17 protein-coding genes are annotated in these 16,229 nt (G+C 36.8%); 6 read left to right on the top strand and 11 right to left on the bottom strand.

The window, feature by feature from the left end:
• The first annotated feature begins 271 nt into the window (after positions 1-271).
• The gene (locus tag M4Z11_RS01330) at positions 272-2,260 is read left to right on the top strand and encodes a M23 family metallopeptidase (protein ID WP_249674857.1); all 1,989 of its coding nucleotides are present in this window, start codon (positions 272-274) and stop codon (positions 2,258-2,260) included.
• A gap of 286 nt (positions 2,261-2,546) precedes the next feature.
• Here M4Z11_RS01330 and M4Z11_RS01325 read toward each other — a convergent pair whose 3' ends face one another.
• The 3 genes from M4Z11_RS01325 to M4Z11_RS01315 all read right to left on the bottom strand — a co-directional run bounded on the left by M4Z11_RS01325 (position 2,547) and on the right by M4Z11_RS01315 (position 4,952).
• Positions 2,547-3,965 (bottom strand): sensor histidine kinase, encoded by a 1,419-nt coding sequence (locus tag M4Z11_RS01325; protein ID WP_249674855.1) that lies wholly within the window; start codon positions 3,963-3,965, stop codon positions 2,547-2,549.
• A gap of 220 nt (positions 3,966-4,185) precedes the next feature.
• Positions 4,186-4,740 (bottom strand): RNA polymerase sigma factor, encoded by a 555-nt coding sequence (locus tag M4Z11_RS01320; protein ID WP_249674852.1) that lies wholly within the window; start codon positions 4,738-4,740, stop codon positions 4,186-4,188.
• A complete protein-coding gene (locus M4Z11_RS01315) occupies positions 4,737-4,952 on the bottom strand; it encodes a NepR family anti-sigma factor (protein WP_249674830.1) in 216 nt (71 codons plus the stop codon). The genes M4Z11_RS01320 and M4Z11_RS01315 overlap by 4 nt, the downstream gene beginning before the upstream one ends.
• Before the next feature lie 162 nt (positions 4,953-5,114).
• On the opposite strand from M4Z11_RS01315, the gene M4Z11_RS01310 reads away from it, so the two are divergent.
• The 4 genes from M4Z11_RS01310 to M4Z11_RS01295 all read left to right on the top strand — a co-directional run bounded on the left by M4Z11_RS01310 (position 5,115) and on the right by M4Z11_RS01295 (position 8,055).
• Positions 5,115-5,909, top strand: a complete 795-nt coding sequence (locus tag M4Z11_RS01310; RefSeq protein WP_249674827.1) for a response regulator — start codon at positions 5,115-5,117, stop codon at positions 5,907-5,909.
• A 15-nt stretch (positions 5,910-5,924) separates the two neighbouring features.
• A complete protein-coding gene (locus M4Z11_RS01305; RefSeq protein WP_249674815.1) occupies positions 5,925-6,938 on the top strand; it encodes a sensor histidine kinase in 1,014 nt (337 codons plus the stop codon).
• 289 nt (positions 6,939-7,227) lie between these two features.
• Positions 7,228-7,521 carry a hypothetical protein gene (locus tag M4Z11_RS01300; RefSeq protein WP_249674808.1) on the top strand — a complete coding sequence of 98 codons (294 nt, stop codon included), beginning with the start codon at positions 7,228-7,230 and terminating at the stop codon, positions 7,519-7,521.
• Between the two features lie 126 nt (positions 7,522-7,647).
• Positions 7,648-8,055, top strand: coding sequence for a hypothetical protein (locus M4Z11_RS01295; protein ID WP_249674806.1), 408 nt, complete (start codon positions 7,648-7,650; stop codon positions 8,053-8,055).
• A 73-nt stretch (positions 8,056-8,128) separates the two neighbouring features.
• Here M4Z11_RS01295 and M4Z11_RS01290 read toward each other — a convergent pair whose 3' ends face one another.
• Positions 8,129-8,845: a DUF4167 domain-containing protein gene (locus tag M4Z11_RS01290; protein WP_249674794.1), complete on the bottom strand. Its 717-nt coding sequence runs from the start codon at positions 8,843-8,845 to the stop codon at positions 8,129-8,131.
• Positions 8,846-9,492: 647 nt separating this feature from the next.
• On the opposite strand from M4Z11_RS01290, the gene M4Z11_RS01285 reads away from it, so the two are divergent.
• Positions 9,493-10,407, top strand: a complete 915-nt coding sequence (locus M4Z11_RS01285; RefSeq protein ID WP_249674783.1) for a formate dehydrogenase accessory protein FdhE — start codon at positions 9,493-9,495, stop codon at positions 10,405-10,407.
• 228 nt (positions 10,408-10,635) lie between these two features.
• Here the strand turns inward: M4Z11_RS01285 and M4Z11_RS01280 are convergent, their stop codons facing one another.
• The 7 genes from M4Z11_RS01280 to M4Z11_RS07385 all read right to left on the bottom strand — a co-directional run bounded on the left by M4Z11_RS01280 (position 10,636) and on the right by M4Z11_RS07385 (position 16,108).
• Positions 10,636-11,085 (bottom strand): hypothetical protein, encoded by a 450-nt coding sequence (locus tag M4Z11_RS01280; protein ID WP_249674775.1) that lies wholly within the window; start codon positions 11,083-11,085, stop codon positions 10,636-10,638.
• Positions 11,086-11,556: 471 nt separating this feature from the next.
• Positions 11,557-11,808, bottom strand: coding sequence for a hypothetical protein (locus M4Z11_RS01275; RefSeq protein WP_249674762.1), 252 nt, complete (start codon positions 11,806-11,808; stop codon positions 11,557-11,559).
• On the bottom strand, positions 11,808-12,467 hold the full coding sequence (bgtA, locus tag M4Z11_RS01270) for a gene transfer agent endolysin BgtA (protein WP_249674760.1): 660 nt from the start codon (positions 12,465-12,467) through the stop codon (positions 11,808-11,810). The genes M4Z11_RS01275 and bgtA overlap by 1 nt, the downstream gene beginning before the upstream one ends.
• Before the next feature lie 112 nt (positions 12,468-12,579).
• Entirely contained in the window at positions 12,580-12,831 is a 252-nt protein-coding gene (locus tag M4Z11_RS01265) for a hypothetical protein (RefSeq protein ID WP_249674748.1), read from the bottom strand.
• Between the two features lie 578 nt (positions 12,832-13,409).
• Positions 13,410-14,399: a gene transfer agent tail collar protein BgtC gene (gene bgtC, locus M4Z11_RS01260; protein WP_249674738.1), complete on the bottom strand. Its 990-nt coding sequence runs from the start codon at positions 14,397-14,399 to the stop codon at positions 13,410-13,412.
• Positions 14,383-15,531 (bottom strand): BaGTA-type gene transfer agent maturation protease BgtD, encoded by a 1,149-nt coding sequence (gene bgtD / locus M4Z11_RS01255; protein WP_249674736.1) that lies wholly within the window; start codon positions 15,529-15,531, stop codon positions 14,383-14,385. The genes bgtC and bgtD overlap by 17 nt, the downstream gene beginning before the upstream one ends.
• Positions 15,437-16,108, bottom strand: coding sequence for a hypothetical protein (locus tag M4Z11_RS07385; protein WP_349628729.1), 672 nt, complete (start codon positions 16,106-16,108; stop codon positions 15,437-15,439). Before M4Z11_RS07385 ends, bgtD begins: the two co-directional genes overlap by 95 nt.
• Positions 16,109-16,229: the final 121 nt, after the last annotated feature.

The raw sequence follows: 16,229 nt of genomic DNA, 5'->3' as shown, positions 1-16,229 counted from the left end.
AAATAGCTAATAAATGCCCCTGTCACATTAATGATATATAAAACTCTTCTAACTAAAGAGTCAACATAATTTTTGAAATTTAAAAAATATAATGCTCAATCAATAAAAAAACAGGGATAATATTTTATAAAATTACAGAACAAAAAAGTATTCATTTTCTTCTTATAATTAAGATTTTTGCTTTTTAAAGATGATCGTACTCTTGTAGAAAGTAGCTAAGCCATGTTAGCTTTTTATATCAAATGTTTTTCTAAGAAAATGATGAAACCTTATGTGGGATAATAACCAATATCAAAAAAATGATCCCGGGCAAGACCCTGCCCTTGTGATACAACGCTCTAAGCCTGCACGTCGACAGGTTTCTGTGCGCTGGCTTACGGGCACAATTCTCACTGGAGTAACCTCTTGTATTCTTATGGGAATCGCGCTTTTTGCTGCTTTAGAAGGAAAACACACTTTAATTACTCCTGCACAATGGTTCTTATTAGAAGATCACTCTCTTGAAGACTATGATAAAAAAGGGGATCGTATTGCTCCCACACATGCCCGTCAAAGCTTTGATAAAAAAAGACAATTTGAATTATCTACGCTTCAAAAAAAGGGAGATGAAAAAGTCGTTGAAGCTCAGAATTTTGAATGGATCCGAATGGCCTTAGCCGAAGAACGCCATAATAAATATACCTATCCACCTTTTGATGCTTTAAGCATTTTTTCCCATGATTCGAACAATCAAATTTCTCAAACTATCGAAAGAGGACAAATTTATGGAGCAAAAATTGAAACAAAAATGACTTTACGCAACCGTGATTTCATTATTGAGCAGACGCACTTTGATGAAACTGATATACTTACTGCTGATGAAGTACAAAAAGAAGTACAAAAATCCGGATTTGCTTTGGATAAAAATAATGAAAAGCTTTCACTTCTTCCTTTTTTAGACCCTGCACAACTCGATATTTCAACATCTTCTCTTAAAATGCCGAAGCTTCCTAATGTGCGCCTTGTCCAAGAAAATGTCACTATTACAGCACACAACCATCGAATTGATCTGTCCAAAAACTATGCTGAAGATATTATTCCCATTCATAAAAAGCAAACAATCTTAGAAGTACTTCAAAAATCCGACTATCCACAAGAACAAGTGGAGAAAATTGCACAAATATTAGCTGAATTGAACCATTCAAATACACTCAAAGCAGGAAGTCTTTTACGTATCGGAATTGTCACACAACACGGTGAAGAAGATCATCTTGTTCGGGTAAGTATTTACCAAAAAATGAATCATATTCTAACAATCGCGCTTAATGATGACAACCAATTTGTCGCAAGTACAGAACCAGAAATGTCATATGCGCTTAAAACTGCATTTCAAAATGGTCAACCTCATTCTTATGTTAATACGGCACAATTACCAACGGTTTATGATGCAATCTATCAAGCTGTTCTCAGTCATAATATGTCGCAGTCTCTTTCACAGCACCTTATTCATTTGCTCGCAATGAATATTGATATGAAAAACCGCGTCACACCAACAGATCAGCTCGAAATATTTTATGCTCTTCCTAAACAACATACTGAAAAAAACAGTAAGAACATAAAAAATAGCACGCAACTGAAAACTGCCCCTTCTTCTACCAATGGAGATCCTGAAATCCGTTATATAAGCGCGACCTTTGGAAATGTTACTTATAAATATTACCATTATCAATCCACAGATGGGAATGCCGATTATTATGACTCAGAAGGCAAAAGTTCAAAACCTTTTTTGCTTAGAAAGCCAATCCCTAATGGCATTTTCGGTTCGCCTTTTGGTCTACGAAAGCACCCTATTTTAGGCTATGTGCGCATGCATACAGGTGTTGATTGGGTAGCACCAAAAGGATCGCCTATTATTGCTGTTGGAGATGGTGTGGTAACAAAAGTTGGAGTCGTAAGCGGTTATGGTAACCATACAGAAATTAAACATGCCAATGGCTATGTCAGTAGTTATTCACATCAAAATAGTTATGCTCCTGATATTAAGCCAGGTGTCAAAATAAGACAAGGACAAATTATTGGATATGTTGGATCGACGGGTCTTGCAACCGGACCTCACTGTCACTTTGAAATTATTGTTAATGGTAAAAAAGTTGATCCTATGCGTATTCGTTTTCCTGATAGCAAATCTTTAAAAGACAAAGATCTACAAGCATTTCTGAAAGAAAAGAAAAATATTGATTCCTTAATACAGAGCGTAACACAGCCAGAAAATGCATCTTAATTTATCCATATATCAAGCAAGCTGGTGCTTTTCTACCAGAGGAAATCTCTTAATCATTTAAATCAAAGATGAAGTTTAAAAATATCGAACAAAGAAAATATTATAGGGATATTCCTTTAAAGGATCTCAGTTCATCTTTTACTATAAAGATCCAAGAATTCATCACAAGCCTATCGATCATGGTGAATTCTCCTGCACTATCCCAATGAAGTAAGAAATTTAAGTGCTTTTATGAATGAATAATTATGGCATGCTTCTCTTAAGATATTGTTTTTAAAAGAGAGTATTAAAAACACTTTGAACGATTTTCTATGATTTTTGGCAAAGGAATTATAACTTTCGTCCCTCCTAAATCTGATGTTTCGAACAATGCTTTCTCACCAAATTGCATACAAAGCTGTTCTATAACTAAACGACCGAGTCCTGTTTTTAGCTCTGCATTTTGACTGCACATCCCTATGCCGTCATCTTCAACGACCAGTGCCATTTTTCCATTATTTTGAGGCCCACAAAAAATATAAATATTCCCACGACGTTTATCAGGAAAAGCATGCTTTAAAGCATTTGTAAGCAATTCACCAAGAATGATTCCAAGCGTTGTAGCATCTCTTGAAGATAATCGACAATCTTTGAAATCCGTATGAATAGTGATATTTTCGCGTAATTCAAATGGTATAGCCAATTCAACATCATGCACAACTAAATTGAGAAAATCTGCCAATAATGTTGTTTCCATATCATCACTCAAACGCAAACGACGATGCGCTGCTGATATTGTTTGGATACGATCTCGTGCTGCTCCCAAAACAGAACGAACTTCTTCATTCTTGCTTCGATTTAATTGCAAGCCAAGCAAAGAAGAAACCGTACCAAGAGAATTGCCAATGCGGTGACTAGCATCCTGTAACAACATTTCAACACGGCAGCGTTCTTTTTCAGCATAATTACGAGCCTTTTCCAATTCCTGTGTCCGTTCCTTCACACGAGCTTCAAGAGCTGCATTCTCGCTATGAAGAAGTAACTGATAGGTTTTTAAAGACCGAATATCGTATCGAAAACGGTTAATCACAAAATAGGCAGAAATAAAAGTGCTCACAACAGAAACAATTGCGGCTAAAGTTAAAGCAGCACGCATGAGTGCTATATCTTCACGTTTTTTTTGTCGTTCAATATCATCGCCATCGATAAAATTGGTCATTAATTGAACCAAACTCGCAACTTGATCCGTCTTAATTTCAGGAAAATCTGAGAAATGAACAGACTGATCAGAAGATGCATCAAGAGCAATCATATGTTCTTTCATGATTGCTATACGCGCTTTAATCTCTTTTTTAAAAGCTGTAAACCACGTATACCATTGCAAATGAGAATGAGTAAGAAGGGCAATATAATTGAGAATATCATCGAGATGAAGAACTGCTTTCTCAAAGCGGATTTTATCTTCTGCCCGATGGCTTTTTTCATAGCTTCGGTTTGCTGCAGCCATATCGATTAAACTAATAAGTGCTAAATCTGCTTGTTCACGCAATTCTGAGCTTGTATCCAACTGTGAGATTTCCTGATCAACAGCGTTAGATAACAAAATAATAAAGGTCGAAGCCAAAAGAGCCATAAAAAGAGAAACAATAATTGCTCCCCACCGCCAACGTGATGTTGTTGAACCAGAAATGGGTATTTTAGAAGACAAATTTGCCTTTGTTATCATATACTTACCATCAATGAACCAAAAAATCAGAACTCTTCAGTTTAAAGAAAAATTATTTTATTTCTTTAAGAGTGAAGAAAGATAATTATTTTCCATATCCTCGTTTTTTCTCTTGTCCCTAAAAGACTAGACAAAAGGCTCTGTACATTCCCATAATTTTGATTCCTCTATAGCTATAACAAGAATAAAACTATGTTCTCACCCATCATTATTCGTTCTCCTAATCACTAAAAGAACATAAGATACTTCCAGCCGAATAAAGATCCGGACCATAATCAGTATCACCATCAACTTCGAGGAGCTTCTGCAAACGATTGCGTGCACGACTTACACGGCTTTTAACTGTTCCAACAGCGCAATTACAAATAGCTGCTGCATCTTCATAAGAAAAACCAGATGCACCAATTAAAATGATTGCTTCTCTTTGTTCAGCTGATAATGTGTTTAAGGCTTTTTTAAAGTCATGCAAATCGAGCATCCCGTATTGGGAAGGATGAACAGCCATATTTTGAGTGAAAACACCATCACTATCTTGCACTTCTCTTCCTCTTTTCCGCATTTGACTATAAAATTCATTGCGCAAAATCGTAAAAAGCCACGCCTTTATATTGGTTCCCATTTCAAAACTGTCTTGCTTAGCCCATGCCTTCATAAGGGTATCTTGTACCAAATCCTCGGCTTTATCATGCTTGCCACTTAAAGAAACAGCAAAAGCACGCAAAGCTGGTAAAACGAAAAGCAATTCTTGTTTAAAATCTTTTGAGCTATGTGTCATAAGAGATCAAACCTTTTTTCTTCCGAATGAAGACTATTTTTTTCTGCCTGTTCTAATTTGTCCAAAAGCTCCAGCAAATGTAAAGGAAGTGGTTCTTCTTGAATTTGCATATAAAATTGACGCAATTTCAGCGCTATTTCACTATTTGCGCCAAGAAGATCATCTTCAAGCGTAAAATAATCGGTGAGATTTTTTTCACCAAAGTTGTTCATTTTTTAGCCTCTTAACCCATATAGTAGTAAAAGAATGTTTTTCTCTTTAAAGTTGTAAATATAGTCCCTCCTAAAAAGTTCCATACTGAAAGCAGGAACTTTTTTATCCAAAAGGGATTTTGAAAAATAAAGTGCTTTCACAAGCTGCAGGAGTTATAAATCATGTCCCTATCACAACGCATCGCCCCTCACCTTCCTTATCTTAGACGTTTTGCCCGATCCATCACAGGGAGCCAAACTTCTGGTGATGCCTATGTTGCTGCTATGTTAGAAGCACTCATTGTTGATTTTTCGATTTTCCCCCAAACCTCCAGTGATCGCATTGGAACTTATCAACTCTTCTGTCATCTTTTTGATCAAACTACACCCAATATTGCTGAACCATTGCCACAATTTGGTTTTGAACAAAAAGCCAGCGCTCAATTATCCTATCTCACTCCTCGTGCACGACAAGCTTTCTTGCTCATCGCTGTTGAAGGATTTAATGAAAGTGAAGCAGGAGAAATTATGAAAATTAATACACAAAAGTTTCATGAGCTCCTCAACCAAGCCTCCTTTGATATTTCTCAACAAATTGCAACACAAGTAATGATTATTGAGGATGAACCTCTGATTGCCATGGATATTGAGCAAATGGTGGAAGGCCTTGGACATAAAGTGATAGGAATTGCAAGAACACATGATGAAGCTATTGTCATGTATCATCAGAAAAAACCACGCCTCATTTTAGCTGATATTCAATTAGCTGATAACAGTTCTGGTATTGATGCAGTCAACGATATTTTAAAAAATGATTGTATCCCAGTAATCTTTATTACAGCTTTTCCTGAAAGATTGCTCACTGGAGAGCGTCCGGAACCAACTTTTTTGGTCACCAAACCCTTTAATCCTGATATGGTCAAAGCCCTTATCTCACAAGCTCTATTTTTTCAAGAGAATGCATCTAAAGCCGCCTAACAGAAGGTAATGATTATGTTCGTTCCCCCTGTTTCTACCACATCCATAGATAGATCACATCTTAGCGCTTTAATGCAAGCAATCCGTGGCGCTGATATTTGCGTTTTATATCAAACAACAAATCTGATCTATTTATGGGCAGAAAACCTGCCTCAACTTTTGCAAGCAAAATGGCGAGTTGGATGTCGTGACAGCGATTTTTTCTCAATCGATCTTGCGGATAATATGGAAACCATCAAACTGCAAGTTTTATCAACAGGCAAAACACAAACTATTGAAGCACGATTTGAAGATATGTCCAAACAAACCATTTGGTATAAATTTTCTATTGACTGTCATCGGAATGAAAACGGAAAAATCATCGGTATCATCACCACGGGCGTCGATATTTCAGGTCTACGCCGTCGCGAACAAGTGCTTAAAATATTACTGCGGGAAGTAAGCCATCGCTCTAAAAATCTTTTAGCAATCATCCAAAGTATTGCAACCCAAACTGCCCGTTATACAGAATCACTGCAAACCTTCTTACGAAAATTTCAGGGACGTCTTCATTCTCTTTCCCATTCTCAAGATCTGATTACCGACTCTGACTGGCGTGGTGCTCAATTTCATGAATTGGTACAAACACAAATTTTAAACTATTTAGTGAAAGAAAAAGAGCGTTTTTCCATCAAGGGTATAGATCCTTATCTTTTCCCAAACGCAGTTTTGCATATTGGATTAGCTTTTCATGAATTAATTATTAATTCTCTCTCTTTTGGTGCTTTATCACAAGAAGAAGGGACTATTTCTATTACTTGCACAGTCAACGCAATAACCCAAGGAAAAACACAACTTTTTATCACATGGAGTGAAGAATTTAAAAAGAAAATCTTTCTTCCTGCACATAAGAAAGCCTGTTTTGGAAATACCGTTTTAGACAAAATTGTTCCCATTGCAGTTGATGGTTCAGCTTTTTTAAAATTAACAGAAGAAAAAATGATCTATTGTTTATCCGTTTCTAACAATTATTTCGATATTTTGTCTTAGACAAGAACAAAGCGATCCGAGCATCGCGACTAAAAACAAAGCGATCCGAGCATCGCGACTAAAAACAAAGCGATCCGAGCATCGCAGCTAAAAACAAAGCGATCCGAATAATAGGAGATTTACATCCCTAGATTATCGAAGCTTGATGCTTTTAGCTTTTCTTTTCCTCCTACGACAGCAAGATAGAGTATTCTTCTGGAACGAAAATTCTTTGAAATTATTTAGAATCTAGAGGAGCCACCTCTCAGATAACTTCTTAACAATCTATATTTTTTAGGATAAGTATAATATGAATCCTGTCATTGCTGTTCTTCTACTGGTTGCATGCACAGATGATTTTAACAGTTGTTATTCCAATAATACCATGGTTAAAATTTATCCCACAACACAAACATGTGAGCAAAAAATTATTCCTTTAATTAAAAAATTTACCTCTTATGGAGAACAAATCTTCGCTCAATGCACAAATGTCCCTGCCAACAAACGACAGCAAGAAGTAACGCTTATCTGGTCTGTAACAAACAAAGGCAATTTTTTCCTGAAAAAACAAAATACTGATGATACCGTGCGCACAGCATTATAACTAAAATGTGCAAAACTATTCTCTCCTACAAGCATCTTCCCATTGAACGAAAATAATTAAAAGTATACATTTGGTTTGACTGCAAAAAATCAATAACAGCACTCAATAATAGTGAGGCATAAACCAATGTATGATTCCGAAGCTCAGTACAGTGAGCCCTGCGTTCTTCCACAAAACATACCATTAGATCCTGCCGTGGAAAAGGTGAGAAAAAAATTGATGCGTTTGATGATCATTTCCATTGCTATCACGCTTTTGTTAATTCTTGCTGTCTTTGCTGGAGTAATTTATAAAATCATCAAACCTGAAATAACACAAAAATTGACCCAGCCCTTATCTTCTTCAGTGCCTCATCATATTTTGTCTTTGCCGCCAAAAACGCAAATTTTATCGCAAAGCCTCTCTCAACAGAATATTGTCTTGAGACTCTTAACCCCAGAAGGACAAACAAAATTGATGATTTATAATTACCATACCGGTGAACTTCTTTCAGTTTTTTCTATCAACATTACAGAAAAAAACAACGGCTCTTAGCACTTTTTTATCCTCAAGCAAAGAATAATAATAAAAATATAACCTTTTAAAACGAATAAAATACCTTAAATGTTTAAGTATTTTCTTCCGCTGAAGAAGACATTATCCGACGCCGACGTGTTTTTTTTTGCTCCTTTTCGTTTAACAAAGGCAGAGGCACAATTTTTTCTGCTGATGTCATAATTTCTTCAGCAACGTCTGAAACAACTGTTGATTGTTTAGGGGATAATGTTTCTGAAACATGTACCTTACGACGACGTGAAAGACGACGTGATTGTTTGAGAGATTCAGCTTCTTCTTCAACAGTTTGTTGCTCTTGCTGTTCAGCTTTATCAGCTTGAAAATTCTCCTCTAATGCATCAGATGTATACTTCTTTCTTCCTTGATTTTTTCGCTCAACACCATTTTTTGATGACTGTTCTTGCAACGATGATCTCTCATTATTATTGTCTTCTCTTGCATTTTCTTCAGCGCTTGTTTCTTCACATTCCTGCTCGTTATTTTCATCACGCTTATGAGAGTAAGACATTTGATCAGTAGCCGCTAAAATAATACGCAAATAATGTTCAGCATGCTGCAAATAATTCTCAGACATAACACGATCACCTGCTCCTTGCGCATCACGTGCAAGACTTATGTATTTATCAGCGACCTGCTGAGCATTTCCACGAATTTTAATATCTGGCCCGTTGCTTTCATAATTACGAGACAACGGATTAGGACCGCGACGATTGTTATTATTGCCATTGTTATTGCGACTGCGTACGCGTCTATTCTGCTGTGGCCTCATATTTATCCCTTTTGGATTGTATTTCTCTTTAAATTCTCTCTCATTGCATTATTTTTATAATGCTGATCACTTCCAAAATTTAGTTATTGAACCATCCCCGTTTCACTTAACTTAAACGACATCCCTTGGTTTCTTAATAAAAAGCATATATTTTGAAATATCACAAAAAAAATAGTACGGAATACTTAACCCAAAAATTCCCTATCTCTCCGCTGACAAGCAGAAACCTAGAGGTGTTCACAGAAAATGCCAAGTGTTTTTTTCAAATAAATCATAATTTCATTAAAAAAAATCATTATATTGTCGAAAAACAACACAAAAGTGCAAAGATACACACATTTATTGTGGATTTAAAAGAATATCTCCTCTTTTTAAATCCATTTTTCACCTATGAACGCTGCTTCATTCTTTCATATCATGAAACACACATAGATAAAAAGATATTCTTCCCCTCCGAAAGATACTCCATTTTTCATACTTTCGAGTTAATTAATCTCGTTCAAAAAGTTTGTACTGACAATCCTAAAAATAGAAAAAAGTTCCATTTCCCACAGAAAAATAAATTAAAGTGATTTTAAAAATGGTAATCGTAAGCTTTTTATAAGTAAAGAGAAGGTTATAAGTAAAATACAAAAGAGGGACATCACATGCTACACCAAAAAGATTCAGACATTTCTTCTACAATGCACACCCCATTTATTATAAAATTTCCTGACAGTGAAGCTTTGTTTACAAAACGCGCTCAGCGCTTTACATCTTTAGCTGCCACTCACTCTGCTAAAGACACTCTTCTCTTTTTAGCTCATTTTTGCACAATCCAACAACAATCCGTCAAACGATTTAAAGATTTTTCTAGTGCACTTGCTCGTTTTAGCACCATTTCCACTCCTTTTATTGATCGATCAAAGATATTAGAATTGGGCTTTTATGAAAGCATTGTGCATGATTTTTTAAACAATATGTCAACTGATATACTTCCTACAAAACAAAAAGAAGCTTTAAGCACAATGCGTCTTCAAGAAGATCAATGGCGCCTCTGGGGAAGCAATATACTCAATTGTGAAATTCCGCCGCAACAAATGGGAGAACATCTCTTTATCACTGCTGTTTTACAAATTATTTATTCCCTGGCTGCTTCACAGCTTAATACTCAAATCATAAAGATACAACAACAAAATCTATGCCCTGCCTGTAGAGGAACACATACAGCCAGTATTGTTGTTGATAAAGGATTAAAAGAAGAAGGCACACGATTTTGCTCTTGTCTTTATTGCGGCACCTTGTGGCAGTATCCACTTCTTCAATGCACCTTTTGCGAATCAACTCAAAGCATTTCTTCTTCTAATCTTAACAAAAGTTCAGGGGATATTCTTGTTGAAACATGCCAAATATGTCAGCGTTCTTGCAACCAACTTGATCAACACAAAAACCCATCTTTGGACGTTTTTGCAGATGATATTGCCTATACACTCGATCACCTTTCACAATCCTCTCTACCTTTAAAATTGGGATCTTTTAATCCTTTTCTAGCAGAATACATAGTAAGTACTAAAAACGAATAGCACACTATAAACAAAGCAGAAAGATTATAGAAATGAATAAAGATCTGAGAGAGAGCATAACAATATCAATTGAGCGATTTCAGTAAAAATCTTATTCCCTACAATTCTTCTCTCTGTGAGAAGAGGGTCACATCATTGGAAGAAACATTCTAATACGGGGAAATATCCGATACTTTTGAGTGAAGTTTCTGTTTCACATAAATGTCAAGAAATTTAAAAGGGGAGATCTTAAAAATGATGATGCTCTTGACTATTCCTCTCACTTTTTTCTTGCTCACCTAGAAGACAATCACGAAGCAAAAAATAATTTCCATCTCCTGGACGAATAATTTTTATACATTTTTTCTTAGCATCATCGGAAGAGTCTTCCCACATTTTGCGAATCGTAAAAAAAGCCTCACTTTCTAGACTAAAACAACGCTGATAAACTTGCCGCACCATATCAGGCACAGCTAAAGCAGCAATTTCTTTACAATAAACACGAAAATCAAATGTTGGGATAACTAATTTAACAGGCTCTTCTTGTACGATCTCTTGTGTGAAAAAAAAGTGACTAATAATTGTTCTCACCACAAAATAAAAAGTCAATACACAAAAAAGAACGATACAAAAAAAAGTAATTTTTTTATATAATTTTTTACGATAGGATTTTCGCCTTGCGCGGAGTCTTTTTTCCATGAACAGCGTATCCTTTACTCTACCAAGAATAAATCATGCTTAAAAAGAAAAGTTGAATAGGACCAAAAAGCTATTATCAATTGTCTTACATCAAAAAGCAATCTTTCATTCGTTTTAAGAAATCAATCTTGCTGTTTTTCCAAGGCTAAAATCTTTCTTTACGATAAGCTCATCTTGCTTTTTTATCTTTTTTTTCTTCATTACATTTGCAAAATTTTTCATGAATATCATCAATGAAGAACACACACCGTCATACTTAATCCCAGTGAGATCAATAAAATAGGGAATAGAGTGTCAATCTTTGTACGGTATACACGCGTCTCTTTTTCATTCTAACCATTCAGCTTTCTTTTGAAGATCAGCTTTTCTTCATTTTGTGTTCACCAGCATTTCTGCTTTTTTCCAAAGCGATCTGTTTCCACAATCCAACGGGATAACAAAGGTTCTGTTTGAACTAAATGCGCCGGTTTGTTAATGATTGGAGGCTTTTTCCATCCTATGCAAGAGAACGGCACATTCTTTTGGCATCCCTCCAAGAGCACGACAGAGGCTAAAAGGGGAAAGAGCAAAAGTTTCAGCATTAATTTTCTCACGATTTTGCAAAGCTGATATCGCTTGCATCAAGGATCTTGTCCGTTCAAAAGAACGTCCATAAAAAAAACTACTCAAAGCAATGACAATGACTAAAAGGATTACAAAACCCCATCGAAATAAAAAAACCACTATTGTTCTTTCCTTACCGTATCAATATACAAAATAACACCGACAATCACGACCACAATCATAATACCGGCCAGAGCCCACTGTACCGGCCCATGTCCTGTAACAAATCCTGTAAGACCTGAAAAAGATGCAATCAATGGTGCAAAAACTTCTGCTTTGAAAAAAGGCATGCTCTTCATTGTTTCCACCTTTTGATAATTAGAAGAAACATACGCCCCTTTAGCCCATAAACCAGCCTCAGCTGCACGTCGATGCACCAGCCCCTGCACACGTCTTCCTCCTGCTCTTATCCATTTTTGCAATTCGGCTGGTACGGCTTCATAGTCTCCTTTATTCAGCTTTTTTAAGAGCGTAGAATTACAAAATGCCTCTGTTCCTATATTATAACAAAATGATACAAGAGCTGCGAACTGTTCATCGGTTAAGGACTGAGTAACTTCCCGTTCCACAGTTTGCTCAAATTGTTTTAAATCTTGCCGAAGTATAGTGTCTGCTTCAACATGTGTAATCTCCATGCCATCTTGCACAACAGGCTTTCCTGCTTGTTCTGTATGACCATATCCAATTGTCCACACACCAATAACATCTTGATAAGCCTTTAAGCGTAGCCCTTCCCATTGTTTAATGAGTGCAAGTCCCTCTTTTGATATTTTCCGCATTTTCCTGATTCCATAAACCGCCTATAGGGTGATTAAAATCAATGATTTCCCCCAATCATACACTCTTCAGCAGACAATTAAGTGCTCATTTAACTCTCTTCACTTTTGAAAATCACCCCGCTTTTTCTAGCGAAAAGCTATGATCTTTTATTCCTGTTGTCAATTTTTCTTCCAAAGCTGTAATACGCTGTAAAAGTTGTATGTAGTTTTTTTGGTGTTTTTTATCTTCACGCTTTCCTTCTTGAAGGATTTGCTTCAACAATGCATTTAAAGGAGCATGTCCCATTCTTCCACTCGCATAGAGAACAACACGAATATGACTAGGATCATCAATATCAGCAATCGAAAATGGAAATAGTGCCATTTTATTTTCTCCTTTATTCTTGTATTTATCAATATGCTATGAAAAAATTTTCCTCTATTTTCACCAATAAATTACCCTATCTTGCTCCCATTATTGAACAACCATAAGAGCTTCTCTGTTCAAGAATTTTATAAACAAAACGCTTCTGATGAAATCCTCGTTATTCTTGCAATAATTCATTGGAAGCATAGAAAATATAGGATGAAAAATTATTTTTTATCGATGGAAAACATTTTATCCCCGCAAATTATCTTTGCAAAAGCATTCTCTTCATGAAAGAAAAAACCAAGCCAACTCCTTATTTAAAAAGGCAAGATCTCTTAATCTTGTGCACAATTTTCCCTTCTGCCTCCACGATAATGATTGTAGAAACAGTGATGCTTCTCTCTTATCCTACGAAGAAAAAATAACAAAAAAGAGAGCCCTTATGAAAAGAGCCTTTGGCAGGAAGAAAACCTTTATAGAAAGGGCCTCTTTTTTCTTCTTCCATTGTGGTATTTTTCAAGCAACTGCAACCAACGTTTCCTCTTCCTCAGAGGAGAACAGAGATCCTCTACTGTTTTTAGCACAGAAAGATTTTATACCTTAATAGCATAAATAACAGCCATATTCTTAGGACGTGTTTCATCTCCTCCTGTTTTATCGAGGGTTATTTTGTGAGTATGCTCTCCTGAATCGGTTGTATAGTGTGTTCTGTTATGTCTATGTCTGATAAGTCCTCCCCCTCCTTTTGCATCATTGAGCGATTCTAGTCCTGTATATGCGTGATCATGTTTTCCTGCTTTGTCTGTTTTTCCTGTATGGGTATGGGATTCAAAAGAGTCTTTTTGCTCGCTTCCTAAAACACGATCTTTATCAATTCCTTTTCCACTATCCAATCCCCGTAAAAACATGCCACGAAAATCGGGAACATTAAAGGTTGTCGTGCCATCTCCTTTTCCCCATACTTCTCCAATAGCTTCAAAAAGGCTTGCATATTCCTCCCGTGCATAGGCTTGACCATCACACAATAGCCATCCGTCCGCAATTTTTTCCATTGCAAAACAAGCAATAAAGCCTGAAGGAAAAACATTGACTTTAGGGAGAATGACGGCTGGATTTGTTAAATACCACCCTTCTTCTTTTTTTTCCCCGATCTCCGAATAATAGATAAGTTCATAAAGCCCTTCCTTTTGCATCTCGCCACCGGTCAAAGGCTGGAGTCCCTCCTGTGTTCCCTTATAAATTGACTGAGAAGGCAATTGATTTAAGACAACACTTGTTGGCCCAACATTCGTTTCTTGAGCTTTAAACCGGAGCACAATCCCATTTTGATAAGCTGCATAAGGAGCCTTAGTTGTCAAATGAATAGAGGTTTTTTTCTCACTTGCTTCTTTCTCTTCGGCAGTGATAGTGAATTTAACCTCAACTGTTCCCCCGATATCGGATAAATACTCTTTGACACGTTGCATCATTGCGCGAGCACTATCATTCACTGAGCTTGGAGGCTGCCCTTCAGCCCAGTTGATTATTTCATCGGCACGAGCATTCTCAGCTGCGATAAGTGACCAATCATAAATTGAGCTCATAGGATTTATCCTTTTTTGCAAACCACACCCAAGAAAAGAAAGAAGAAAGAAAGGCAAAGAATTTTTTCTTTGGTTTTTTGATTTTTTCCAATCCAAAACCAAGCTTGTTATAATTCACATGTAATAAATGTGTTTTTATATTCATATAAACGGCATCAGGATTCAAACGAATGAGATCTTGAGCAAGAACCCCGCGATAGCGTTGCGAATTTCCTTTATAATTAAATTCATAAAGAGGATAGCCTTTTTTTTCCCCCACAAGGACGATATTTTCTTTAACGTTTACATCGGAAAGACCGATAATGCCCTTCAACAAGCCAAGCACGCGCTGTGCATCACGCAAGGGATCCTTTGTGATTGCAGGCATAGTCGTGGCTTCTCCTGTTTTTGTTCCATAATTACCGGCTGCTTTGGTTCCAATTTGCAACAATCTTTCCAATTGATTCCAGGCTTGATTATCCTGTTCAAACCATTTTTCTTGTTCTACATCCAAAGCATGCTGCTTATTTGCATCTTGTACCATTCCCCCTTTCAAAGCATTACTTTGAGCATTGCTTTGACCTTGATAGAAATTATTAGCCGCATTCACCTGATTTTGCATTGAACGATCAATCATCTGATTAGCGTTGAGCATATGATTAACATCTTGATTATATTGTTGTGCAGTTGCCTGAGTTGCCAATGCTCCCAATTCATCGGTGAGAACACCGGTATGGGCTCCAGAGCCATAACGTCCTGCTCCTGCCATAGACTGATTAACAACATCGGATGTTGTATTCAGTGCCCTACTAAGGGCATCATTAAATTTGCTATTATTGCCCATCCAATTTCCAGCTGCCATACTAGAGAGATTTTGTGTACTTTTTGTGGGCTCTTTGAGCCACTCATTAAGTGCTGAATTATTATATTGATTGGCTGCATTTTCTAAACCCTTGAGAGCATTTTGTGTTGTCTCACTTAAATCGGCATGTCGTTCTCCTTGATAGACATTTTGATAACCATTTCCCTCAATGCCTTTATTATACAAATTGAGAGCTTCAGAAGTTGCCTGTTTTAAAATATCTTCTGCCCACGAGGGTGGAGCATTCGTCTGTGTCGTTGTTTGAACTTGAGGACTTGTCCGTCTGCTCATGCGTTAAAACCTTTCTATAATGAATAAGATTGATAGCGTATCCGTGATGAACAAGCATTTTCGCCCACCCAGATCTTCCCAGTGTTAAAATTTCATCAACCTTGATAGTCCGTGCCCATTGTTCGAGTTGATCAATCAACGGAACCAGTTTGATCCCTCCCTGACCAGCAAGATCTAAAATAACAACACGTTTTTTTCCATCATGCGTTTTTTCAATTTTGGTTATCCCAAAAGCACTAAATTCAGTTCTATTTTTTAAGATCAGCCACAGCTGCACCTGCCCACCAATAATCTCTTCAGCCACATGCTTTAAACATACATCATGAGGAAACCGTTGAGCATATTTCCGCATAGCCGCATTAATAGCCTCTCGATAGAGAGCCATTTTTTCCCAAGGCCACTGATGCGTACAATGAAGAGAATACAAACTTTCATGATCTGAGCCTTCATTATCTGAATCTGAGCCTTCATTATCTGAACGTTGTGTTACGATTTTAGTTTTTTTCTTCCAAGGTACAGCATCCCAGCTTCTTGACTTTGCTCCCGCCAAAAGTCTCTTTGCTGCTATACTCAACACATATCTTATCCCCATAAAATATCTCGCCGTTTATCTATAGCATCCTCTTGTGCACAAGAGCATAATCCTGTCATTAAATCTGCCCTACTACACTCCACACATCACCACAAAACAGCAGGGA

The sequence above is a fragment of the Bartonella bilalgolemi genome, assembly GCF_023500045.1.
GTDB lineage: Bacteria > Pseudomonadota > Alphaproteobacteria > Rhizobiales > Rhizobiaceae > Bartonella > Bartonella bilalgolemii.
Note: the sequence above shows the minus strand (reverse complement) of the source record. Positions and strands in the feature narration are given on the sequence as shown.